Genomic DNA, 20,840 nt, shown 5'->3' with positions numbered 1-20,840 from the left:
CAATCGCCATGCATGCAGGGACAAGAGAAATGCCACCCCCATTTCTAGAATTGCCGCAAAAGGGGCATCCATGTCACCGCAGCTCGTTCTTACCCACGCAAGATTGTTCGACGGCGATCGCTACTTCGGTGACGACCACCACGCCATCGGGATTTCAGACGGGAAGATTTCTTCCGTCGAACGAGGTGACGGCGAGGGGGCTGCAGGCCCAGACGTCCGTCGCGTGAACCTTGGGGGCCGGCTGGTGATGCCGGGCCTCATCGACGCGCACACGCATGCCACCGGAGCCAGTCTCGACGTCGGCGGCCTCGACAAGCTGCAACCGTCCTATCTCGCCCACTATGCCGGGCGCTATCTGCGCAACATGCTGCAGCAGGGCTTCACCAGCATCCGGGATGCCGGAGGAGGTGAGCAGGGCCTGGTCCAGGCGCTGGAAGAGGGGCTGCTCGACGGCCCACGCTATCTGATTGCAGGCAAGGCGCTGTCCCAGACCGGCGGACATGGCGACATGCGGGGACACCGGGCCGCCTCGCCTTGCAAGTGCGATCTTGTCGGGGCCTTCACGCGCGTGGTGGATGGAGAAAACCATGTTCGGGAGGCGGTGCGCGACCAGTTTCGCCAGGGCGCGAACCACATCAAGATCTTCGTCTCCGGCGGCGTGCTGTCGCCCACCGATCCCATCTGGTCGCAGCAGTTCAGCAACGCCGAAATCGCGGTTGCCGTGGAAGAGGCGGCGCGGTGGCGAAGCTATGTCATGGCGCATGCGCACACGAAGGAGGCCATCGTGCGGTGTGCCGAGCACGGCGTTCGCTCCATCGAGCACGCCAGCATGATGGACCGCGAGGCCGCGGAGATCGTCGCCCGCAAGGGCGCCTTCGTGGTCCCGACCCTGGGCATCGTCAAGCACATGCTCGACGGCGAGGTCCGGTTGCCCGCCGGCGCGCTCGACAAACTCAAGTACCTGGTGGACGCCATGTACGCAGCGATCGGGCACAGCGAAGAGGCGGGCGTCAAGGTCGGCCTTGGCACCGACTTGCTGGGTTCGCTACAGGGGCGGGAAACCCAGGAACTCGTCCTGCGCGGAGAACTGAGTTCATCGCTGAATGTGCTGCGCTCCGCGACCTCGGTGAATGCCGAACTGCTGGGCATCGGCGCGCAGGCGGGACGGATCAAGGCGGGCTTCGACGCCGATCTGATCGTCATGGACAAGAACCCCGTCGAAGACATCACGGTCTTTCGCGATCCCGCATCCACGGTGGTTCTGGTGATGAAGGCCGGCGCCGTGTGCCGCGACACATTGCGACTCTTTCCCGCCGATTCCGACGCCGGAATCGAGTCGTCGGTGGTGCCATGACCGTCTCCGCTGCAACCCCACAGGCCGACTTGCTGACCCCATCCAGAGGCTGGTACGTCGTCTGCGTGTTCTGGCTGTGCGCGATCATTTCGTACATCGACCGGACGGTGGTCAGCATCCTCGTCGACGCGCTGAAGCACTCGTTCTCCATCGACGATGCGCAGATCGGATTGGTGCAGGGCTTTGCGTTCACGGTGTGCTACGCGGTAATGGGCATCCCGCTGGCACGGGCGCTGGACAAAGGGAACCGCGTGGGGATTGCCGGCGTCTGCGTGCTGGTCTGGTCCCTTGCGACCATTGCGTGCGGACTCGCTCCCAATTTTCCCGCCTTCATGGCGGCGCGAGCGGTCACCGCGGTGGCGGAAGCCGGGCTGATCCCGGCCGCGCTGTCGATCTTCACCGACAGCTTCTCGCCGCGCCGGCTGGTGGGCAGAACATCCGTCTTCATGACCGCGCCCTTCGTGGGAGGCGGCCTGTCGCTCGTGCTGGGCGGCCTTCTGCTCAGGGGGTTCACGCAGTCCGGTGGTCTGTCGCTGCCGCTTGTCGGCGCGTTGGAGCCGTGGCAAAGCGTTCTGGTATGCGTGGGGGCGCCCGGCCTGCTGCTCGGCGCGGTTCTTCTCGCGACCGTGCGCGAACCCGTTCGCCAGCAGCCATCGGTGCTGCCCACGGCCAGTGCCACTTTCCCCGGGGCTGTGAAGGACCGCGTCGGCTTCTTCGCACCGTACCTGCTCGGCGGCATGCTCGTCACGGTCGGCTTCTACTCGCAGTCGGCATGGGCGCCTTCGTTCTTCATTCGCGGTCATCACCTGGGCGCGGCCGATGTCGGGCGCATCCTGGGGCCCATCAACATCTTTTTCGGGTTGGGCGGTGCCTTGCTGGGCGGGGTGCTTGCAAGCAGGGCGCCCGACGAATTGGCTGCCCGGCGTATCGTCCAGATCGCAATGGGCGTGACGCTCGCGGTCGTTCCGCTCATCGCAGGAACCTACCTGGTGGCGAGCACGACATTGGCGATGGTGCTCTACGCCAGCACGGCGCTTTTGTTCGCGATGTACCTGGCGCTGTCGGCCATCCCGATTCAGGTACTTGCGCCGAGGGCTTTCAGGGCGCAGGTCATTGCGGTGGCTGCATTCCTGAACACGGTGGGTGGGGGCGGGAGCGGTCCTTTCTTCACGGGCTGGGTCAGCGAGCGGGTCGGGGGGCCGTCGATGATCGGCCATGGGCTGCTGATCGTCGCCATCCCCAGCGCGCTGCTTGCCGGCGCAACGTTGTGGATTGCGTTGCGGTGGCTCAAGGCAAACGAGGACGGCTTCAGCCGAGCCGGGCGCGGCGACATGGCCGCCGAGCCTTCACATCCCGAAGGCCGTCAACCTGCTCGCGCGTAGCGGCGTGAAGCCCTCAGCCCTGCTTGCGCATCGCGAAGCAAGCCCCGGCCACGAGGATGAAGGCTCCGATGATGACCTTCTGCCAGGTGCTGGGCACTCCCGCCAGGATCAGCACGTTATTGATCAGCGTGACCAGCACCACGCCGAGCAGCGTGCCGCCCACGGTGCCGCTGCCGCCGGTGATGCGGGCGCCGCCGAGGATCACGGCGGCGATCACGTCCAGTTCGTTGCCCACCAGGTCGAAAGGATTGGCCAGCCGCGTGCTCGACACATGCACGATGCCCGCCAGGCCCGACAGGAAACCCGCGTACGCGAACACGAAGACGTGAACGGTGCGCAGGTTGTAGCCCAGCCGCTCCGCGATTGCCAGGCTGCCGCCGATGGCGTACACCGCGCGGCCGATCAGCGTGCGGTTCAGCAGCCACCAGGTCAGCACCGCCGCGCCAGCCAGCACCAGCACGGTGGCCGGCAGCACCGCGTGCAGGCCCTGCGGCGTGTCGAAGCGCCAGAGCGCGAGCTTGCCGAAGGCATCCATCGGCAGCGGCACGTTCATGAAGAACACGGTGCCGACAAAGGTCAGCAGGATGCCGCGGTACAGGTACTGCGTGCCGATGGTCACGATCAGCGAGGGCGCCTTGAGCCAGTGCACCAGCAGGCCGTTGAGCACGCCGAGCACCGCGCCGCTGGCCGCACCCGCCACCAGCAGCAGCGCGATCGGCGCTTCCGGAAAGTAGTTCAGCACGAGCTTGGTGATGCTGTACATCGTGAGCGCGGCAATCGCCGCGAACGACACGTCGATGCCGCCCGCGGCCAGCACGATCAGCACGCCGAGCGCGAACAGGCCCAGCACCGTGCAGGCGCGCACGATGTCGAACAGCACCGGCAACTGGAAGAAGCTCGGGTTGATCGCGCCCACCACCAGGCTCACCAGCACGATCAGCGCCAGTGTGAAGACCGAGGGGCGCTGCGCGAGCCAGTGGCGCCAGGACGTGCGGGCCCGGGGCTCGGGCGCTGCGGGCACAGCGGTGGTGTGCGCTTGCATGGTGGAAGCCGTCATGAGAATGCGGGAGAGGGGGTGTCGGAAACCAGCGCGCGGTACAGCTCGCTTTCGGCCAGCCCTTGCGCGTCGAAGTCGTGGGCGATGCGGCCCTTGCGCATCAGCAGGATGCGGTCGCAGTTCTGCAGCAGTTCCTGCAGGTCGTCGCTGACCAGGATCACGCCCAGCCCCTGCTCGGCCAGCCGCTGCACGATGCGATAGATGGTGTCTTTCGAGCCGACGTCCACGCCCACGGTCGGGCCGTGCAGGATCAGCACCCGCGGATCGATGGCGAGCCAGCGGCCGATGAGCACGCGCTGCTGGTTGCCGCCCGAGAGCGACTGCACCGGGCGGTCTACGTCGGGCGTAGCGATCTGCAGGTCGGCCACGGTGCGTTCGGCCAGCGCCTGGCACTGGCGCGCATCGAGCGCGCCGAAGCGCCCGCGAAGGCGGCCGAGCACGGCCGTGACGATGTTGTCGCGGATGGGCTTGTCGAGAAAGAGGCCTTCGCTGAGCCGGTCTTCGGGCACATAGCCGATGCCCTGGCGGATGCCGTCGGCCGGTGTCTTCAGCGTGATCTCCTTCGCTGCGAGCGAGATGCGGCCGCGGTCCGCGGCCTGCACGCCCGCGAGCGCCATCGCCAGCTCGTTGCGTCCCGAGTCGAGCAGCCCGGTGATGCCCAGGATCTCGCCCTTGTGCAGCGTGAAGCTCACGTCGCTGAATTGCGTGCCGCGGCCCAGCGCCTCGACCTTCAGCAGCACGTCGCCGTCGTGCGAGCGGTGACGGTAGCGGGCGCCGTCGAGCTGCTTGCCGGTCATCCAGTGCGCGAGCTCGGCCTTGGTGAAACCCTTGATCGGTCCCTGCGCGACCTTGGTGCCGTCGCGGAACACGATGGCCTGGCCGCCCATGGCCATGCACTCGTCGAGCTTGTGGCTCACGAACAGCACCGCCACGCCCTGCGCGCGCAGCGCCTCGACCACGTGCACGAGGTTGTCCACTTCCTTCTGCGTGAGCGAGGTGGTGGGCTCGTCCATGATGACCATGCGCGCGCGCGTGGCCACGGCGCGCGCGATCGCCACCAGCTGGCGTGTGGCAATGGGCAGTTCGTCGACGCGGCGCGCCAGGAAGGCGGCGTCGGTCGGCAGCTTCACCGTCTCCAGCGCACGCACGGCCGTGGCCGCGACCGCCTTGCCGTCGAAACGGCGCGCCAGCTTGCCGCCGGTGCTCACCAACTGCTCGCTGAGCGCGACGTTCTCGGCCACGCTCATGTTCGGCAGCAGGGACAGGTCCTGGTAGACCGTCTCGATGCCGAGCGTGAGCGCCTGAAGCGGCGACAGCGCATCGTGCGGCCTGCCGTCGATCACGATGCGGCCCTGGCTCGGCGGCTGCGCGCCCGAGATGATCTTGATCAGCGTGCTCTTGCCACAGCCGTTCTCGCCGAGCAGGTGGTAGATCTCGCCGGCCTCGATCGTCAGGTCGATGCCGCGCAGCGCGTGCACGCCCGCGAAGCGCTTGTGCACGTCCTGCACCTCGAGAAAGACGCGGCGCCCCGCCGGCGCGGCCGGAAAGTGCGGAGCGGGCGTGGAGGGCGCTGCTGCAAGAGTCATGGTTCGCAGGCTCAGAAGGCGTATTTCTTGTAGTTCTGCTTGTCGACCTCGACCCAGGCCTGGCCCGTGACGACGATGCCGACGCCCGGTCCCTTCTTGACCGAGACCTTGTTGTAGCCCGGCACGCCCATGTCGGTGCCGTCGGTGATGGTCTTGCCGTCGATCAGCATCTTGGCTGCCTTGTTCATGACGAGGCCGGCGTCCTTCGGGTCCCAGAAGGCGATGCCGCCGACCGCGCCCGACTCGAGGAACTTGGCCGCCTCGCTGGGCAGGCCCGTGCCGAACACGCAGACCTTGCCCTGCAGGCCGGCTTCTTCCACCGCGCGGCCGATGCCCAGCACGTCGAGCGACGACGAGCCCTGGAAGCCCTTGAGGTCGGGGTGCTTGCGCAGCATTTCCTTGGCCTTGCCGTAGGCCTTTTCGGCGTCGTTGAGCGATTCGTTTTTGGCGTCGACCAGCGTCATCTTGGGGTACTTCTTCGCGTTCGAGGCGCCGCCGTCGGCCCACTGCACCTGCGACTGGCTGCCCAGCGAGCCCACCAGCGAGGTCCACTTGCCCTGCTGGCCCATGCAGGCGGCCAGGCGCTCGTTGATGCGCGCGCCGTAGGCCGTGTTGTCGAAGGCTTCGATGTCGACCATGGTGTTTTTCTGGTTGTCGGCCTCGTGCGTCACGACCTTGATGCCGCGTTCCATCGCGCGCTTGAGCACCGGCTCCAGCGTGGGCGGGTCCATCGAGACCACGGCGATGGCGTCGACCTTCTTGGCCACCAGGTCTTCGACCAGGCGCTGTTGCTGCGCGGCGTCCGACTGGGCCGGGCCGATCTGGCGCGTGGTCACGCCCGGCGTGCTCGCGCCGAATTCCTTCACCCCCACTTCCATGCGGTTGAACCAGCTGATGCCGGTGATCTTCACCACGGTGACGATGTCTTGCGGCTTGCCCTGCGCGTGCAGTGCCGAGGCGAAGGCCACGGTGGTGAGGGCGAGTGCGGTGCAGGCGATCTTTGTTTTCTTCAGCATGTTGTCTCCTAGCCCTCGGGGTTTCTTTGCGTCGCGCCAGGAGGGAGCTGGTGCGGCGGTGCGCTGGAGCGCGAAGTGGAAAGAAAGATGCGCAGGTCCTGCAGGCCGAAGCGCCCGTAGGCCAGGAAGAACAGCAGCAGCAGGCCCCAGGCGCAGTCGCGGAAGAAGTTGGAAATGCCCAGCAGGTTGAAGGTGCTCGACAGCAGCTGCAGCGCCACCGCCGAGAAGAACAGGCACACCATGCGTCCGTAGCCGCCCTGTGGCCGCACGCCCGCCATCACCGTGATGAGGATGGCGATCAGCAGGTAGGAGTTGCCGTAGTCCGACTTCACGCTCGCGGTGCGCGCGGCAATGATCACGCCGGCCACGGCTGCGAGGAATCCGCACAGCGCGTAGGTCGCGATCAGCATGCGGGCCTGCGAGATGCCGGCGTAGCGCGCCGCCTTGGCGTTGGTGCCGAGCAGGAACAGGCGGATGCCGAAGGGGCTTTGCCGCAGCAGCCAGCCGACGGCCAGCAGCATCACGAGGAAGATCACGAACGGAATCGGCACGCCCAGCACCATCTCGTTGCCGATGGCCGAGAGCGCCTCGGCATCGCCCACGCGCAGGCTGGAGCCGCCCGTGAGCACCACTGCCAGGCCGGTGTAGAGCAGCTGCGTGCCCAGCGTGCAGAGGATGGGCGTGAGGCCCGCCTTCGCGATCAGCACGCCGTTGAGCAATCCGCCGGCCAGGCCCACCGCCAGCGCGATGGCGGCGAACCAGCCGGTGTAGAGCCAGGGCGACACATCGGGCGCGACCAGCTGCGGCGCGAGGGTGGCGGCCACCACGCCCGCCAGGTTGGCCAGCGCCACGCCCGACAGGTCGATGCCGCCGTTGCCCGAGATCATCGACAGCGCCACGCCCATGGCCAGCAGGCCGAGTTCGGGCAGTTGGCCACCCATGGACTGGAAGTTGTAGACGTCGAGAAAGTCCCCCTTGGACAGCACCGTCGCCACCACGAGGATGAGGACGTTGATGCCGACCAGGAAGTTGAGTTCGCGGTCTGAAAACCTGAGCTTCATGGGCAGGGTCCTGTCAGGCGACGCGGGCCAGCAGCGCATCGACCTCGGCGCGCGTGGGCATCGAGGGCGCCGTGCCGGCACGTGTCACGGAGATGGCCGCGACCGCCGCGCCGAAGCGCGCCGCCTCGCGGGCGGTGGCGCCCTCGGCCAGCGCGGCCGCAAAGCCGCCGTTGAAGGCGTCGCCCGCGCCGGTGGTTTCCTTCACCGCGCCGGCGCGGAACACCGGAATGTGCTCGGAGCCGCTGGCGCTGTGCAGCAGGGCGCCCTTGTCGCCGAGCGTGATGAGCGCGCAGCCCACGCCCTTGGCGAGGAAGAAGTCGCCCGCGCGGCGCGCGTCCTCGATGGTTTCGACGGGCATGCCGCTCAGGGCTGCGGCTTCGTGCTCGTTGGGCGTGATGTAGTCGCACAGTGCGTAGAGCGCGTCGTCGAAGGGCAGGGCGGGCGCGGGGTTGAACACGGTGAGCGTGCCGGCCTCGCGGGCAATCTCCAGCCCGCGGCGCGCGGCGGCGGCCGGCTGCTCGAGCTGGGTGACGAACACGCGTGCGCCGCGGATCGCATCGGCTGCCGCATCGACGTCGGCGGCATCGATCAGCATCGCGGCGCCTGGCACCACGATGATGGCGTTGTCGCCGGTGACTTCATGAACGTAGATGAACGCCGCGCCGGTCGGCTGCGCCGTCACCTGCGGCGCGCGCGGCGTGATGCCCTCGCGCGACCACAGGGCGAGCGCGTCGTTGCCGAAGGCGTCCTGCCCCAGCTTGGAGATGAACGTGACCCCGGCGCCTGCGCGTGCGGCTGCCACGGCCTGGTTCGATCCCTTGCCGCCCGGGCCCATTGCGAAGCCAGAGCCGGCGATGGTCTGGCCCACGCCCGGAAGGCTGGACGCGCGAAACGCAAGGTCGGCAACGAAGATGCCGAGCACGGCGACGCCGTGCTGCCTGGAAGTGAGGACGGTCATGGGGTCAGGCCTGCGGCGCGAGCACGCCCTTTTTGAAGATGAAGCAGCCGTAGAAGCGGCGCTCGCCGGTGGCGATCACGCAGTAGGCGCGGCGCGCGGCTTCATAGAAGGCGAAGCGTTCGATCGAGCCCAGCGGGCGCACGCGCCCCTCGGCGGCGTCGATCTCGCGCTGCATTTCCTGCTGCACCGGCGGGATCTCGTGCGGCTGGCCCATGATTTCCATGCGGCGTGCCGGATCGTCCACCGCCTCGTCGAGCGGCAGCACCGACAGGATGGCGCGCGCCGCTTCCGTGGTGCCCACGCCGTCGATGCGAAGCAGCCGGCCCAGCGTGGTCTGGCGCGCCACCGAGTCGGCCGGAAAGTTGGCATCGCACAGCACCAGTTCGTCGCCATGGCCCATGGCGCGCAGGGCGTACAGCACGTCGGCATTGAGCAGCGGATGGATGGACTTCAGCATGCGGACTCCTGGCGATGGAACGGTTCGGTTGGCTGCGATCTTAGGGAAAGAAAACGTTTGCGCAAACGTTTGCTATTGAGGGATTTCCCTTGGTTTTCGAGGCTTTGGAAGCACTGACAGCGCTCATTCGCCATAGGGAATCCAGATGTTCTTGACCTGCGTGGCATGCCGCAGGAACAGCGGGCCTTCGGCCGCCGCGCCGTCGTGCCAGTCGGTGGCCAGGCCGTGATCGACCAGCGTGCGCTTGAGGTTGCCGATCGACAGCCGCTCCGCGGTGCGCGACAGCTCCTTCGCACCGAAGACCCACAGCGCATCGACGTCGTCGTGCTCGGCCAGCGTCTGCGCAAGGCCGGCGACAGGGCCGGTCACGAGGTTGACCACGCCGGCCGGCAGGTCGGAGGTTTCGAGCACCTGGTAGAAGTCGGTCGCGATCAGCGGATGCTTCTCGCTCGGCACGATCACCGTGCGGTTGCCCATGGCGAGCAGCGGCGCGAGCAGGCTCACGAAGGACAAGAGCGGCGCTTCGTCGGGGCACACCACGCCGACCACGCCGATGGCCTCGACGGTGGCCAGTGCCACGCCGCGCAGCGGCGGCACGTGCACCGTGCCTTCGTACTTGTCGGCCCACGCACCGTAGGCGAAGAGGCGGCTCACGGCGGCGTCGACTTCGGCCTGTACGGCGCGCGCGGCCGCGCCGGTCAGGCTTGTGAGGCGCGCGGCGAATTCGCCGGCGCGCGCCGAGAGGTTTTCGCCCAGGTAGTAGAGCGCCTGCGCGCGGCGGTGCGGCGTGGCGCTCGACCAGCCCGTGGCGGCGCGCGCGGCGGCCACGGCGTTGCGGATGTCCTTGCGGTTGCCGGTGCCCACCTCGCCGAGCCGCTGGCCGGTGGCGGAGAACACGGGGTGCGAGAGCTCGCCATCCGGGCGCACCTGCTTGCCGCCGATGAACAGCTTGGCCGTGCGGTCGATGGCCGGAAGCCCCGCGGCGACCGGTGCCTTGTCTGCCTCGTTCGCGGCTTGGGCAAATGCAGTTGCCGAACGCGGCTTGCGCTCGGCCCATGCGCGCGGCTTCAGGTATTCGTAGCAGCCCTCGCGTCCGCCTTCGCGGCCGTAGCCCGATTCGCGGTAGCCGCCGAAGCCCACGCCCGCGTCGAACAGATTGGTTGCGTTGACCCACACCACGCCGGCCTGCAGCTGCGGCGCGATACCCAGCGCAAGGCCGATGGTCTCGCTCCACACGCTGGCCGCGAGACCGTAGCGCGTGTTGTTGGCCAGTGCCACGGCCTCGTCGGGCGTGCGGAAGGTCATGGTCACCAGCACCGGGCCGAAGATCTCTTCGGTCGCAACGGTGGAAGCAGGGTGCACACCCGTCAGCAGCGTGGGCGGAAAGAAGCTGCCGCCCACGGGCAGCGCGCCCGGCGGCTGGTAGCAGACTGCGCCTTCGCGCACGCCGGTGGCCACCAGCGAACGCACGCGTTCGAGCTGCGAAGGGTCGATCAGGCTGCCGATGTCGATCGCCTTGTCCAGCGGCAGGCCCACGCGAAGGCTCTGCATGCGGCGCTTGAGGCGTTCGATGAAGTCGGCCGCAATGCCCTCCTGCAGCAGCAGCCGCGAGCCGGCGCAGCACACCTGGCCCTGGTTGAACCAGATGGCGTCGACCACGCCTTCCACGGCGGCATCGATGTCGGCGTCGTCGAACACGATGAAGGGCGACTTGCCGCCCAGCTCCAGCGTGAGCGACTTGCCCGAGCCGGCGGTGGCTTCGCGGATCAGGCGGCCCACGTCGGTCGAGCCGGTGAAAGCGATCTTGTCGACGCCTTCGTGCGCCACCAGCGCCGCGCCCGTGGCACCGTCGCCGGTCACCACGTTCAGCACGCCGGCGGGCAGGCCGGCCTGCGCCGCGAGTTCGGCGAACAGCAGGGCGCTCAGCGGCGTGAACTCCGCGGGCTTGAGCACCACCGTGTTGCCCAGCGCCAGCGCGGGCGCGATCTTCCAGGCCAGCATCAGCAGCGGGAAGTTCCAGGGAATGATCTGGCCGATCACGCCCAGCGGCACCTGGTCGGCGAACTCGCGTTCCTGCAGCTGGGCCCAGCCGGCGTGGTGATAGAAGTGGCGCGCCACCAGCGGCACGTCGAGGTCGCGGCTCTCGCGGATCGGCTTGCCGTTGTCCAGCGCCTCGACCACCGCGAGCAGGCGCGCATGGCGCTGCACCATGCGCGCCAGGGCGTACAGATGCCGTGCACGGCCGTGGCCGCCGAGCGCCAGCCAGCCGGGCTGCGCGGCGCGCGCCGCGGCGACGGCGGCGTCCACGTCCTGCGCGGACCCCTGTGCGATGCCGGCGAGCCGCTGGCCGGTGGCTGGTTCGGCCGTGTCGAAATGCGGGCCGGCCGATGCGGGGGTGAAGTGCCCGCCGATGAAGTGGCCGAAGCCTTCTGCATGGCGCGAGAGCCATTGGCGGGCGTCGGTGTCGCTCTCTGGCGCGGGGCCGTAGTCCATGGTGTCGAAATAGCGTGCGACGCTGCTGTTGCTGCTCATCGGGTCATCCGATCGGGTGGCGGTGGAAGGCCGAGTAGCGGCCCGTGACGTGGTGTTCCAGCTGGCGCTCGATGTCGGCCAGCAGGGTGGAGGCGCCGATGCGGAACAGGTCGGGCTCGAGCCAGGCGCGGCCCAGCTCTTCCTTCATGAGCACTTGGTAGTCGAGTGCGGTCTTGGCGGTGGAGACGCCGCCGGCGGGCTTGTAGCCCACGCGAAAACCAGTGCGGGCTTCGTACTCGCGGATCATGCGCAGCATCACCAGCGTGACCAGCGGCGTGGCGTTCACGCCTTCCTTGCCGGTGGAGGTCTTGATGAAATCGGCGCCGGCCATCATGCAGACCATCGAGGCCTTGGCGACGTTGCGCAGCGTCTTCAGTTCGCCCGTGGCCAGGATGGCTTTCACGTGCGCATCGCCCGCTGCCAGGCGAAAGTCGCGCATCTCGTCGTAGAGCTTTTGCCACTGCCCGGTGAGCACGTGTTCGCGCGTGATGACGATGTCGATCTCGGCCGCGCCGTCGCGCACCGATGCTTCGATCTCCTTGAGCTTGAGCTCGTGCGGAATCAGCCCCGCCGGAAAGCCCGTGGACACCGCCGCCACCGGAATGCCGGTGCCCGCGAGCGCATCCACGGCCGTGGCCACGAAGCGGTGATAGACGCAGACCGCGCCGGTATGCAGCGTGCGATCTGCAAAGCCCAGCGCGGCCAGCAGGTCGGGGCGCACGGGGGTCGCGGCCTTGGCGCACAGCCTGCGCACGCGCTCGGCCGTGTCGTCGCCGTTGAGCGTGGTCAGGTCGATGCAGGTGATGGCCTTGAGCAGCCAGCCGGCCTGCGCATCTTTCTTGACCGAGCGGCGACCGGGCAGCGTGTGCACGCGGCGTTCGGCGGCCGAGAGGTTGACGCGGATGTTGTCGAACCAGCCGGTGTCGAAGGGTTGCGCGGTGTTGCGCGCGATGGTGTGCGGCTTCTTGTCGGGCGCCATCGCCGCGGCGCCGGCAACGGCAGCCGGGGGCGAAGCGGCCGCGACGGTCGAAACGGGGCGCGAGCGCACCGCGCCGCTGGCGCGAACGAGGGAAGTGGAGGTCATGGAGTGAAGGGCGCGGGGGCGCGCAGGCGCCGCGTGAGCGGCAGGCAGGCAAGGGGCATGTCTTTGTCTCCGATCGTTGTGCAGACCGCCGTGCAGGGCCGGTGGCGCATTGGCATGAATGTTATTTCAATAACATTTATCTGCGCAAGATGTTTTTGAAATAACATTTTTGATGCCCGATACTCAGGCTTGTGGACCAGAGGAACCAGAACATGCGAAAGACCGCCGGCGCCGAGGCCCGGGCCTTGCGCCTTGCAAAGATGCAGGAGCTCGTCGAGGCCGGCGGACCGTTGCCGATCAAGCAGGCCGCCCAGCGGCTGGACGTGACGGAAATGACGATCCGCCGCGACCTGTCGGCCGCCGATTCACCGCTCACCGCCCTCGGCGGCTACGTGCTTGCGACCACGCTGCCGGGCGCCGACAGGTACTCGCTCGACGAGGCCAGCGACCAGCACGCGGCGCACAAGCGCGTGGCCTGCGAACGCGCCGCCACGTGGGTGCAGGCGCACGACAGCCTGTTCATCGACTGCGGCACCACCATGGTCCATTTCGCGGAGGCCTTGCCGCCCGACATGCCATTGAGCGTGGTGTGTTACTCCACGAACATCGCGTCGATCCTCAGCCGCCGGCCGAACACGCAGTTGATGCTGCTGGGCGGGTTGTACCACGCGTCGTCGGCCACGTTCTTTTCCGACGAGGGGCTGCAATATCTCAACCGGCTGGGCGTGAACAAGGCCTTCATCTCGGCCGGCGGACTGGACCTGGAGCGGGGCGCGAGCTGTTCCAATTTTCACGAAGTACCGGTGAAGCAGGCGGCGATCCGCAGCGCGTCGCAGAGCTTCCTGATCGTGGATGAAAGCAAGCTCAATCGCCTGCGGCCCGCTTTCTTCAGTCCGCTCGATGCGTTTGCGCGCATCGTGGTGGGCGGGGCGCCCGTGCCGGGCCTGCGCAAGCAGTTCAAGGATCTGCCGATCGAGTTTGCGCGGCCCACAACCGCTTGAATCAAGACGCGCCCGCAGTCGGCCGCAACGCAAAAGGCAGCTACAGCTTGAAAGCCTTCGCCATCTCCACCACCGCCTGCTTGTCGAAGGCGTTGATCTCGTCGATCAGCTCGTTGGTGAACAGCCGGTTCGGATCGCCCAGCTCTTCCGCCAGCTTGGGGTTCTTGCTGCTCTCGGCGGTCATCTCGATGTTGGCCTTCCACTCGGCCAGCGACGACGCGCCGATGCGCTGGTCGGGATCGTCCGGCCGGCGCATCCAGCTGTTCTTGCGGTCCTTCAGGACGAACGCCAGTTCCTTGCGAACCTCTTCCTCGCTGCGGCCCTTGGGCTGGCTCTCGGGGTACACGGCCCAGTGCAGGTCGATGCCGGCATCGAGGTTGTTGTGCGCAAAGATCGTGGACTTGGCGATACCGCGGAACAGCGCCACCAGCGCCTTGCGCTCTTCCTTCAGCAGCTTGCGCGGCACGCAGATCCAGCCGGACCCCACCTGGGCGAACTTCGGCGTGATCGGTACGTAGCGCAGCCTGGTGCCGATCAGCTCGACGCGCGCCGCCGCGGTGTCGAAGCTCACCATCGCATCGACGCGGTCGTTGTCGATCGCCGCACCGGCCGGCGCGCCGTCGCCGATGGCGATGTATTCGCACTTGTCGTCCTTCAGGCCCAGTTCGGCGAGCATGGTCCTGGTGACCACGATGCCGCTGTCACCCTGGCTGCGCACGCCGATGCGCTTGCCCGCCAGGTCTGCCGCCGACTTGATCGGGCTGCCCGGCTTCACCACGATCACGTTGGCATTGCGCGGCAGCCACTTGTACACGCTCACCAGGTCCAGCGTCGGGTCCTTGGCCATCGCCGGCAGCAGGATGCCGGGCACCGCAGGCCCGAAATCCACGTGGCCGCCGCGCAGGCTTTGCAGCGCCTGCGTCATGTTCGACATGTTGACGTACTCCACGTCCACGCCGCCGGGCTTGTAGAAGTTCAGCTTCGGATGCTGGCCCGCAGTCACGAAGCACTGCTGCGGGTCGTTGACCGCCGCGGTGTTCGCCACCTTCATCACGCGCAGGTTCTGCGCCAGTGCCGGCAGCCCGCCGGCGAGCCCGAGGGCACCCAGCCCCAGGCCGAAATCGCGTCGCGTCAACATGGTCCACTCCTTGCCGGCAGGGCGCCGGCCACGTTGGAAGAAAACAGTCGTGCGGCTGGAGGCGCCCGCCGCACAAGGGCGGATCAAACGTTCACGGTGCGCTGCGAGGTGTCGGCAGGCATCCAGTGCAGCACCCGCCGCTGCACGCGGCGAAGCAGCCCGGTCAGCAGGATGCCGATGACCGAGAGCACGACGCATACCGCAAAGCTGCCGCCGGTGTCGGCCTGCGCCTCCATCTGCAGGATCAGCACGCCCAGCCCGGCCTGGGCGCCCACGAACTCACCCACCACCGCGCCCACCACGCTGAAGGCGGCGGCCATGTTCAGGCCGGCGAAGATGTAGGGCAGGGCGCTCGGGAACTTGGCCTTGCGGAAGATCTGCCAGCGCGTGGCGGACAGCGACCGCAGCAGGTCGATGCGGTCCGGGTCCACCGCCTTGAAGCCCGCGATGCCAGTCACAAGCACCGGAAAGAAGGTGAGCAGGCAGATGATCACCACCTTGGAGCTGATCCCGAAGCCGAGCCAGACCACGATGATGGGCGCTACCGCCACCTTGGGCACGCTCTGCAGCGCGGCCACGTAGGGCTCCAGCAGCGCTTCCAGCTTCGGCATTTGCGAGACCACGATGCCGATCGCCAGGCCGATGCCGCTGCCGATGAAGAAGCCCAGCAGGATCTCGGCGAGGGTCACGCCGCCGTGGTACCAGAAGCCGTCCTTCGCCATCGGCCCGGTGGCAAAGCCGCGCCAGAGCGCGACTGCGATGTCGCTGACCGGCGGAACAAGGTGCCTGGGCAGCTTGAACCACCGCACGGCCGCTTCCCAGGAGCCGAGCAGCGTGATCAGCAGCAGGATGGATTGCACGCGCGTGGAGACCAGCGGGTTGGCGCGGCGCTGGCGCGGCGCCTTCTCGGGCCGGGCGACGACTGCGTCGGGCTGCGCGGTGGAATCGGAGGTCAACGTAGCGGTCGTCATGACAGCGTCCTTTCAGTCGAATGAAGCGGCGTGCGAGAAGCGCTCGCGGATCGAGGCGGAAGCCGACGCGAAGGCCGGATGCGACATCGCCTCCATCGTTCGCGGCCGCGGCAGGTCGATGGGCAGCACGCGCTCCAGCGTGCCCGGGCGAGGCGACATCACGAACACCTTGTCGCCCAGGAACACGGCTTCGGGAATGGAGTGCGTGATCAGCACGACGGTCTTGCCGCTCTCCATCCAGATGCGCTGCAGCTCGAGGTTCATGCGCTCGCGCGTCATCGCGTCCAGTGCGCCGAAGGGCTCGTCCATCAACAGGATCTTGGGGTCGTGCAGCAGCGCCCGCGCGATCGAGGCGCGCTGCTGCATGCCGCCGCTCAATTGGCGCGGCAGCTTGTGCTCGAAGCCGTCGAGGCGAACCATGTGCAGCAGTTGCATGGCGCGCTCGCGCGCCTTCTTCTTGTCCAGCCCGATTACCTCGGCCGGCAGCATCACGTTCTCGAGCACCGTGCGCCAGGGCAGCAGGATCGAACTTTGAAACACGACGCCCACGTCGCGCCGCGTGCCCTGGATCGGCTGGCCGTCGAGCATCACGCTGCCGACCTGGTAGTCGAGCAGCCCGGCCAGGATGCGCAGCAGCGTGCTCTTGCCGCAGCCGCTGGGGCCGACGATGGTGACGAAGCTGCCCTGCTGGATGCTGCAGTCGATCTGCTGGAGCGCGAGCACACCTTCGCTGCCTGTGCCGAAGTGCTTGGACAGCCCCTCGATCCGGATGTAGTCGGCGCTGCTCTCCGCCTTGGGGGGCGCCTGAAGGAGGGTGGTGTTCATGCCTTGGCTCCTTCGGGCTTCAGGAAGCGGATGAGGTGATGGGCAAGAACCTCCGGCGCCTGCATGGCTGCCACATGGCCGATGGCCGGCAGCAGCACGGCATCGGCCCCGTGGATGCGGCCGGCCATGGCCAGCGTTACCGCAGCCGGCACCACGCGGTCGAGTTCGCCGGCCAGCACCAGGGTCGGCGCCACGATGTCCGCCACACCGTTATCCAGGGCAGTCGCCACGGTGGCCGTTCGTCGCCGGGAGCGCGCCGACTCCGGCCGGGCATTCGCGAACACGCGCCGCAGTTCGGGCCGCTGCTGCAGATAGGCTTCTGGAAAGAACCAGGTCGCCAATTCGTCGGCCGTGCCGGGCAGCCCGTGGCGCAGTTCGGCCAGGCGGCGCGCTTCAGGGCAGAGTTCTTCATACGGCCGCGGCAGCGGCCAGGTGCTGGCGAGCACCAGGTGATCGATCGAGCGTGGATGCAGCAGCGCCAAGGCCTGCGCCACCCTGCCGCCGAACGACGAGCCGAACACGTGCGCGCGCTTGAGCCCGAGTGCCTTGATGAACTGGTGTGCGTCGCCGGCCAGGTCCGCCAGCGTCGCCACGCGCTCGGGCCCTTCGGTGTCGCCGCAATCGCGCTGGTCGTACGAGATCACGGTGAAGTGCTTCGACAGGTGCGGCACCAGCGCGGCGAACATTCCGCGCGTGGCCTCTGCGCCATGCATCAGCACCAGCGCCGGGCCTTGGCCTTCGCGCTCGAAGGCGACACGTATCTCGCCGGCCTGCACGAAGTCGGTCATGCCGCACCGCCTTCTTCCTGATCCAGCCAGAAAGTCATCTCGATCTTCAGCCCGCGTGGGTCGTTCAGGAACAACTGGTGAATGTCCCATCCGGGAATCGGCGCCTCGGCGTATGGCACCCCCAATGCATCGAGGTGCTCGCGCATCTCCTTCAGTCCACGCGACCGGAACGAGATGTGGTCGACGTGGCCCGTGACCGGCTGCCTCGCTGCGTCAGGCGTCGCAAGGTGCGCATACAGGTGCACGATCGGTTGGCCCTCTGCGTAGAGCCAGGCGCCGGGCGCGGGGATCTCCGGCCGGGCTCCAACCTGCAGCCGCATCACGCGTGTGTAGAAGTCGACCAGCGGCGGCAGTTCGTCCGGCGTGCAGCGGATCGTGTAGTGGTGCAGTGCGGTGACGGGCATGGCATCAGTCCAGCAGTCGGGCGAGAACGGCGGACAGTTCGGCGGCCGGGTCCGACGGCGTCCACGGCATGCGGAATGCCACGTGCCCGTCCGGCCGCACGAGCACCGCGCCGCGCAGGCCGAGCAGCAGCCCGTCCTTCTCGTGGCTGTCTTCCAGCTGGTGTGCCTGCACTACTCGGCCGTTCTTGCCGGACACGGCGCGCGCCGCTTCCATCCACTCGTCTGCCTTGGGCCCCGCGACCAGCACGAACTCCCGGTCGAACCAGTCGAGCGTGGTGTGGCGCCGCGCCAGGTCCAGCCACAGGTGCGGAAAGCGCGCACCCGGCCGGTCGGTGGGTTCGTACCAGCGTGGGCGCATCACGTGCCTGCCCGTGCCGTCGGGAACGACCGCGCCGTCTTCGTAGCAGAAGCCCAGCGACTGCCCGATGCTGTGGATGTGGTTGTCGCTGTCGCGAATCCAGAAGTCGATGCGGTCCTTGTTGCCCGAGCGCAGCGCCTCGTCGCACCGGGTGAAGCGCGTCGCGTTGTGCAGGCTGAAGTCGGCATTCGATTCGGCGATGGGGCGGCGCTCCTGCTCGTAGCTGTCCAGCAGGCGCGGGCCGGCGCGACCCGTCAGCACGAAGGCCAGTTTCCAGGCGAGGTTGTGCGCGTCCTGGATGCCGGAATTCATGCCGTAGCCGCCGTTAGGCGGAAAGCGATGCGCCGAGTCGCCTACCAGCAGTAAGCGGCCCTTGCGGAAGCTCGCGGCCACCTGGCGGCTCATGCGCCACACCGATCGGTTGATGACCTTCACATCGAGGTTGGGGACGCCGGAAACCGTGCGGGCGAGGCGCACGACTTCTTCATCGCTGCGCTCGCCGGTGCGCTCGTCCACCTCGCGGCCCACGGGCAACAGATTGAGCCAGCGGTCCTTGCCGTTCGTGTTGAGCACGGTGGTGATGGGGTAGGGCGACTCCTTCGCGTAGACACGCCAGCCCGCACACGTCTTGGCATCGCGCACATGGGAGAGATCGGCCTGCCAGAACTCGTTGGCCATCACGGCGAGCGTGGCCGGCCCGCGCATCTCGATGTCGGCCTGCCGGCGCACCGAGCTGGCGGCGCCGTCCGCGGCGATCAGGTACTGGGCCTGCCAGGTGAGCATCTCGCCCGTGTCCAGCTTGCGGCCGCTCACAGCGATGCCGTCGGCGCCTTCTTCGTACTGCACGAACTCATGGCCGAACAGGAACTGGCCGACCTCGCTCTTGCGCGCATGGTCCAGCAGTTCCACCTCGACCGTGTCCTGCGACTGGATGATCTTCCAGCACGGCGAGTGGCCCACGTTGGGCTCGGGGTTGGTGCGGCCCCATTCGTGGCCGGTCATGGACTCGCAGAACGCGAAGAAGTCCGCGCCGTCGGGCAGCGCATGCCGCTTCATCAGCCCGTCGATGCCCCACTGCCGGAAGATCTCCATCGTGCGCGTGTACGTGCCGCGCGCCTTGGGGTGGTCGGTTGTGGTCGGGCTGCGTTCGAGCAGCACGAATTCGATGCCGAAGCGCTGCAGGAGAATGGCCATCGACAGCCCCACCGGGCCGCCTCCGACGATCACGACAGGAATTCTTGTTGGCATGGTCAGCTCTCCATCGGCGAAGTGAAGGACATATCGGTGAAGCGGTACGCGAGCCCGGGCGCGGCCGGCACCCAGCGCGCCGCAGCCAGCGCCAGGAGGCGGATGCCCAGCACTTCGTGCGGCTGCCATTCGGGCCGTGTGCCGAAGACATTGAACGTGGCGTAGCAGACGGTGCCCCGGAGCAGGGGAACGTTGATCACGCTCTGCAGGCCATAAGGGCGCATCTGCTCGAAGTCGTCGAAATGCGGTGCCACGGCCTCTGCACCCTCCGCCACAAACACCCGGCCCTGCACGAAGAGGCACTGCGTCCACGGCGTGAGCGTCTTGCGCTTGGTGCCGCCGACCGGATGGCGCTCGGCCTGGGACGAATAGAAGCGGCGCAGCCGGATCTCGCCGGCCGGGTCGTGCGCGGTCGTCACGTTCTGCTGGATGCTGAAGATGCTTTCGCCTGCGATCAGGCTGCGCATGTGGTCCACCTGGCGCAGGGCTGCATCGGCACTTCGCGCCTCGGCGAGCGCGTCCAGCAGCTCGTTCGTGAGGGCCGTGGGCATCGATGCGGTGGCGATGGGCATGAAGAAAGTCTAGGCGCCGTAATTCACCGAAGTGCATTAAATTCTGATGACTCGATAACCTGGGAGTTATGGCCATGCCGACCGCCCGCGACCCCGCCGCCGACCTGCAGCACACACTGCTCTCCCGCCTGAAGTTGCGCCAGTTGTCGCTGCTGCAGGCCATCGATCGCCATCGCACGCTGGGCCGAGTGGCCGCCGAAATGCGGGTGAGCCAGCCGGCCATCACCAAGGCACTGCGCGAGGCGGAAGACATCTTCGGCAGCAAGCTCTTCGAGCGCACCAGCCGCGGCCTCGTGCCCACGCCGGCCGGAGAGGCCGTGCTGCACTACGCGCAGCGCTGGCTCGCGGAGCTGGAGGCCACCACGCGCGTGCTCACCTCACTGGAGGCGGGGCGCAGCGGGCGCCTGCGGCTGGGCCTCACGCAGCAGGTGCCGCAACAGCTGCTGTCCGCGGCACTCACTCATTTGCTGGATCGCACTCCGCGCATGGCGGTGATGACGCGCGAGGGCACGACGGACGAACTCGTCGCCGGCCTCGTTGCGCGCGAGCTCGATTGCGCGATCGGCCGCTCGTACGACGGTGATGCAACGGGGCTGGTGCAGGAGGCGATCTACCAGCAGGAGCCCTGCCTGGTGGTGGCTGCGAAGAGCGTCAAGCGCCTGTCGCGTGGGCCTCTTGACTGGGCGCGACTGGCGCAGCTCGACTGGATCCTGCCGCCGCCGAACACGCCCATGCGCAGGACCTACAACGCGATCTTCGTGGGTGCCGGCGTGCAGCCCCCGGTGCCGATGCTGGAGACCACGTCGATCCGCAGCATGGAGATGGTGCTGCGGACCGAGCCGAACGCCATCGCCATCCTGGCGCGGGACGTGGTGGCCGACATGGAGCGCGCAGGGCACTGGGCGGCGCTGCCCTACAGGTTGAACTGGAACCTGCCGCCGGTGAGCTTCTTCACGCTGAAGGAGCTGGAAGGGCATCCGATGGTGCAGTCGCTGAGAGACGTGGTGGGGAAGACCGCGCGGGAGATGCAGCGCAGGACGGGGTGAGG

General features: G+C 67.9%; 19 protein-coding genes. 4 read left to right on the top strand and 15 right to left on the bottom strand.

The window, feature by feature from the left end; all coding sequences use genetic code 11:
* Positions 1–70 precede the first annotated feature (70 nt).
* Together ACTG4X_RS28825 and ACTG4X_RS28820 are read left to right on the top strand one after the other, a co-directional pair.
* On the top strand, positions 71–1,354 hold the full coding sequence (locus ACTG4X_RS28825; RefSeq protein ID WP_440532547.1) for an amidohydrolase family protein: 1,284 nt from the start codon (positions 71–73) through the stop codon (positions 1,352–1,354).
* Positions 1,351–2,736, top strand: coding sequence for an MFS transporter (locus ACTG4X_RS28820; RefSeq protein WP_440532546.1), 1,386 nt, complete (start codon positions 1,351–1,353; stop codon positions 2,734–2,736). The genes ACTG4X_RS28825 and ACTG4X_RS28820 overlap by 4 nt, the downstream gene beginning before the upstream one ends.
* 13 nt (positions 2,737–2,749) lie before the next feature.
* Here the strand turns inward: ACTG4X_RS28820 and ACTG4X_RS28815 are convergent, their stop codons facing one another.
* From ACTG4X_RS28815 to deoC, 8 genes are all read right to left on the bottom strand, one after another.
* Positions 2,750–3,793, bottom strand: coding sequence for an ABC transporter permease (locus tag ACTG4X_RS28815; RefSeq protein WP_093059604.1), 1,044 nt, complete (start codon positions 3,791–3,793; stop codon positions 2,750–2,752).
* The gene (locus ACTG4X_RS28810; RefSeq protein WP_440532545.1) at positions 3,790–5,379 is read right to left on the bottom strand and encodes a sugar ABC transporter ATP-binding protein; all 1,590 of its coding nucleotides are present in this window, start codon (positions 5,377–5,379) and stop codon (positions 3,790–3,792) included. The genes ACTG4X_RS28815 and ACTG4X_RS28810 overlap by 4 nt, the downstream gene beginning before the upstream one ends.
* A gap of 11 nt (positions 5,380–5,390) precedes the next feature.
* The gene (locus ACTG4X_RS28805; RefSeq protein WP_258353098.1) at positions 5,391–6,395 is read right to left on the bottom strand and encodes a substrate-binding domain-containing protein; all 1,005 of its coding nucleotides are present in this window, start codon (positions 6,393–6,395) and stop codon (positions 5,391–5,393) included.
* An 8-nt stretch (positions 6,396–6,403) separates the two neighbouring features.
* Positions 6,404–7,456: an ABC transporter permease gene (locus ACTG4X_RS28800; RefSeq protein WP_177192888.1), complete on the bottom strand. Its 1,053-nt coding sequence runs from the start codon at positions 7,454–7,456 to the stop codon at positions 6,404–6,406.
* A 13-nt stretch (positions 7,457–7,469) separates the two neighbouring features.
* Entirely contained in the window at positions 7,470–8,414 is a 945-nt protein-coding gene (rbsK, locus tag ACTG4X_RS28795; RefSeq protein ID WP_093081843.1) for a ribokinase, read from the bottom strand.
* Positions 8,415–8,418: 4 nt separating this feature from the next.
* On the bottom strand, positions 8,419–8,871 hold the full coding sequence (locus ACTG4X_RS28790; RefSeq protein ID WP_093239902.1) for an RbsD/FucU family protein: 453 nt from the start codon (positions 8,869–8,871) through the stop codon (positions 8,419–8,421).
* 123 nt (positions 8,872–8,994) lie between these two features.
* Positions 8,995–11,403 (bottom strand): aldehyde dehydrogenase family protein, encoded by a 2,409-nt coding sequence (locus ACTG4X_RS28785; protein WP_440532544.1) that lies wholly within the window; start codon positions 11,401–11,403, stop codon positions 8,995–8,997.
* Positions 11,404–11,407: 4 nt separating this feature from the next.
* Positions 11,408–12,382, bottom strand: a complete 975-nt coding sequence (gene deoC / locus ACTG4X_RS28780) for a deoxyribose-phosphate aldolase (protein WP_440534436.1) — start codon at positions 12,380–12,382, stop codon at positions 11,408–11,410.
* Between the two features lie 317 nt (positions 12,383–12,699).
* On the opposite strand from deoC, the gene ACTG4X_RS28775 reads away from it, so the two are divergent.
* Positions 12,700–13,488 (top strand): DeoR/GlpR family DNA-binding transcription regulator, encoded by a 789-nt coding sequence (locus ACTG4X_RS28775; RefSeq protein WP_093059624.1) that lies wholly within the window; start codon positions 12,700–12,702, stop codon positions 13,486–13,488.
* Positions 13,489–13,528: 40 nt separating this feature from the next.
* Here the strand turns inward: ACTG4X_RS28775 and ACTG4X_RS28770 are convergent, their stop codons facing one another.
* From ACTG4X_RS28770 to ACTG4X_RS28740, 7 genes are all read right to left on the bottom strand, one after another.
* A complete protein-coding gene (locus ACTG4X_RS28770) occupies positions 13,529–14,626 on the bottom strand; it encodes an ABC transporter substrate-binding protein (protein WP_440532543.1) in 1,098 nt (365 codons plus the stop codon).
* Between the two features lie 83 nt (positions 14,627–14,709).
* Entirely contained in the window at positions 14,710–15,597 is an 888-nt protein-coding gene (locus ACTG4X_RS28765; protein WP_440532542.1) for an ABC transporter permease, read from the bottom strand.
* A gap of 12 nt (positions 15,598–15,609) precedes the next feature.
* Positions 15,610–16,422 carry an ABC transporter ATP-binding protein gene (locus tag ACTG4X_RS28760; protein WP_440532541.1) on the bottom strand — a complete coding sequence of 271 codons (813 nt, stop codon included), beginning with the start codon at positions 16,420–16,422 and terminating at the stop codon, positions 15,610–15,612.
* Entirely contained in the window at positions 16,419–17,210 is a 792-nt protein-coding gene (locus ACTG4X_RS28755; protein ID WP_440532540.1) for an alpha/beta fold hydrolase, read from the bottom strand. The genes ACTG4X_RS28760 and ACTG4X_RS28755 overlap by 4 nt, the downstream gene beginning before the upstream one ends.
* On the bottom strand, positions 17,207–17,614 hold the full coding sequence (locus ACTG4X_RS28750; protein ID WP_307616655.1) for a VOC family protein: 408 nt from the start codon (positions 17,612–17,614) through the stop codon (positions 17,207–17,209). The genes ACTG4X_RS28755 and ACTG4X_RS28750 overlap by 4 nt, the downstream gene beginning before the upstream one ends.
* Before the next feature lie 4 nt (positions 17,615–17,618).
* Positions 17,619–19,220, bottom strand: coding sequence for an FAD-dependent monooxygenase (locus ACTG4X_RS28745; protein ID WP_307616656.1), 1,602 nt, complete (start codon positions 19,218–19,220; stop codon positions 17,619–17,621).
* Between the two features lie 2 nt (positions 19,221–19,222).
* Positions 19,223–19,792: a GAF domain-containing protein gene (locus ACTG4X_RS28740; RefSeq protein ID WP_143042668.1), complete on the bottom strand. Its 570-nt coding sequence runs from the start codon at positions 19,790–19,792 to the stop codon at positions 19,223–19,225.
* 74 nt (positions 19,793–19,866) lie between these two features.
* Here ACTG4X_RS28740 and ACTG4X_RS28735 point away from each other — a divergent pair, with 74 nt between their 5' ends.
* The gene (locus tag ACTG4X_RS28735; protein ID WP_258353110.1) at positions 19,867–20,838 is read left to right on the top strand and encodes a LysR family transcriptional regulator; all 972 of its coding nucleotides are present in this window, start codon (positions 19,867–19,869) and stop codon (positions 20,836–20,838) included.
* Positions 20,839–20,840: the final 2 nt, after the last annotated feature.

It is taken from the genome of Variovorax sp. YR566, assembly GCF_051992195.1.
GTDB lineage: Bacteria > Pseudomonadota > Gammaproteobacteria > Burkholderiales > Burkholderiaceae_C > Variovorax.
Note: the sequence above shows the minus strand (reverse complement) of the source record. Positions and strands in the feature narration are given on the sequence as shown.

Coding starts and splice junctions, on each gene's coding strand:
- ACTG4X_RS28745 (WP_307616656.1), bottom strand. CDS start 19,220: ATGCCAACAAGAATTCCTGTCGTGATCGTCGGAGGCGGCCCGGTGGGG.
- ACTG4X_RS28755 (WP_440532540.1), bottom strand. CDS start 17,210: ATGACCGACTTCGTGCAGGCCGGCGAGATACGTGTCGCCTTCGAGCGC.
- ACTG4X_RS28735 (WP_258353110.1), top strand. CDS start 19,867: ATGCCGACCGCCCGCGACCCCGCCGCCGACCTGCAGCACACACTGCTC.
- rbsK (WP_093081843.1), bottom strand. CDS start 8,414: ATGACCGTCCTCACTTCCAGGCAGCACGGCGTCGCCGTGCTCGGCATC.
- ACTG4X_RS28775 (WP_093059624.1), top strand. CDS start 12,700: ATGCGAAAGACCGCCGGCGCCGAGGCCCGGGCCTTGCGCCTTGCAAAG.
- ACTG4X_RS28810 (WP_440532545.1), bottom strand. CDS start 5,379: ATGACTCTTGCAGCAGCGCCCTCCACGCCCGCTCCGCACTTTCCGGCC.
- ACTG4X_RS28790 (WP_093239902.1), bottom strand. CDS start 8,871: ATGCTGAAGTCCATCCATCCGCTGCTCAATGCCGACGTGCTGTACGCC.
- ACTG4X_RS28805 (WP_258353098.1), bottom strand. CDS start 6,395: ATGCTGAAGAAAACAAAGATCGCCTGCACCGCACTCGCCCTCACCACC.
- ACTG4X_RS28820 (WP_440532546.1), top strand. CDS start 1,351: ATGACCGTCTCCGCTGCAACCCCACAGGCCGACTTGCTGACCCCATCC.
- deoC (WP_440534436.1), bottom strand. CDS start 12,382: ATGGCGCCCGACAAGAAGCCGCACACCATCGCGCGCAACACCGCGCAA.
- ACTG4X_RS28765 (WP_440532542.1), bottom strand. CDS start 15,597: ATGACGACCGCTACGTTGACCTCCGATTCCACCGCGCAGCCCGACGCA.
- ACTG4X_RS28785 (WP_440532544.1), bottom strand. CDS start 11,403: ATGAGCAGCAACAGCAGCGTCGCACGCTATTTCGACACCATGGACTAC.
- ACTG4X_RS28750 (WP_307616655.1), bottom strand. CDS start 17,614: ATGCCCGTCACCGCACTGCACCACTACACGATCCGCTGCACGCCGGAC.
- ACTG4X_RS28740 (WP_143042668.1), bottom strand. CDS start 19,792: ATGCCCATCGCCACCGCATCGATGCCCACGGCCCTCACGAACGAGCTG.
- ACTG4X_RS28815 (WP_093059604.1), bottom strand. CDS start 3,793: ATGACGGCTTCCACCATGCAAGCGCACACCACCGCTGTGCCCGCAGCG.
- ACTG4X_RS28770 (WP_440532543.1), bottom strand. CDS start 14,626: ATGTTGACGCGACGCGATTTCGGCCTGGGGCTGGGTGCCCTCGGGCTC.
- ACTG4X_RS28825 (WP_440532547.1), top strand. CDS start 71: ATGTCACCGCAGCTCGTTCTTACCCACGCAAGATTGTTCGACGGCGAT.
- ACTG4X_RS28800 (WP_177192888.1), bottom strand. CDS start 7,456: ATGAAGCTCAGGTTTTCAGACCGCGAACTCAACTTCCTGGTCGGCATC.
- ACTG4X_RS28760 (WP_440532541.1), bottom strand. CDS start 16,422: ATGAACACCACCCTCCTTCAGGCGCCCCCCAAGGCGGAGAGCAGCGCC.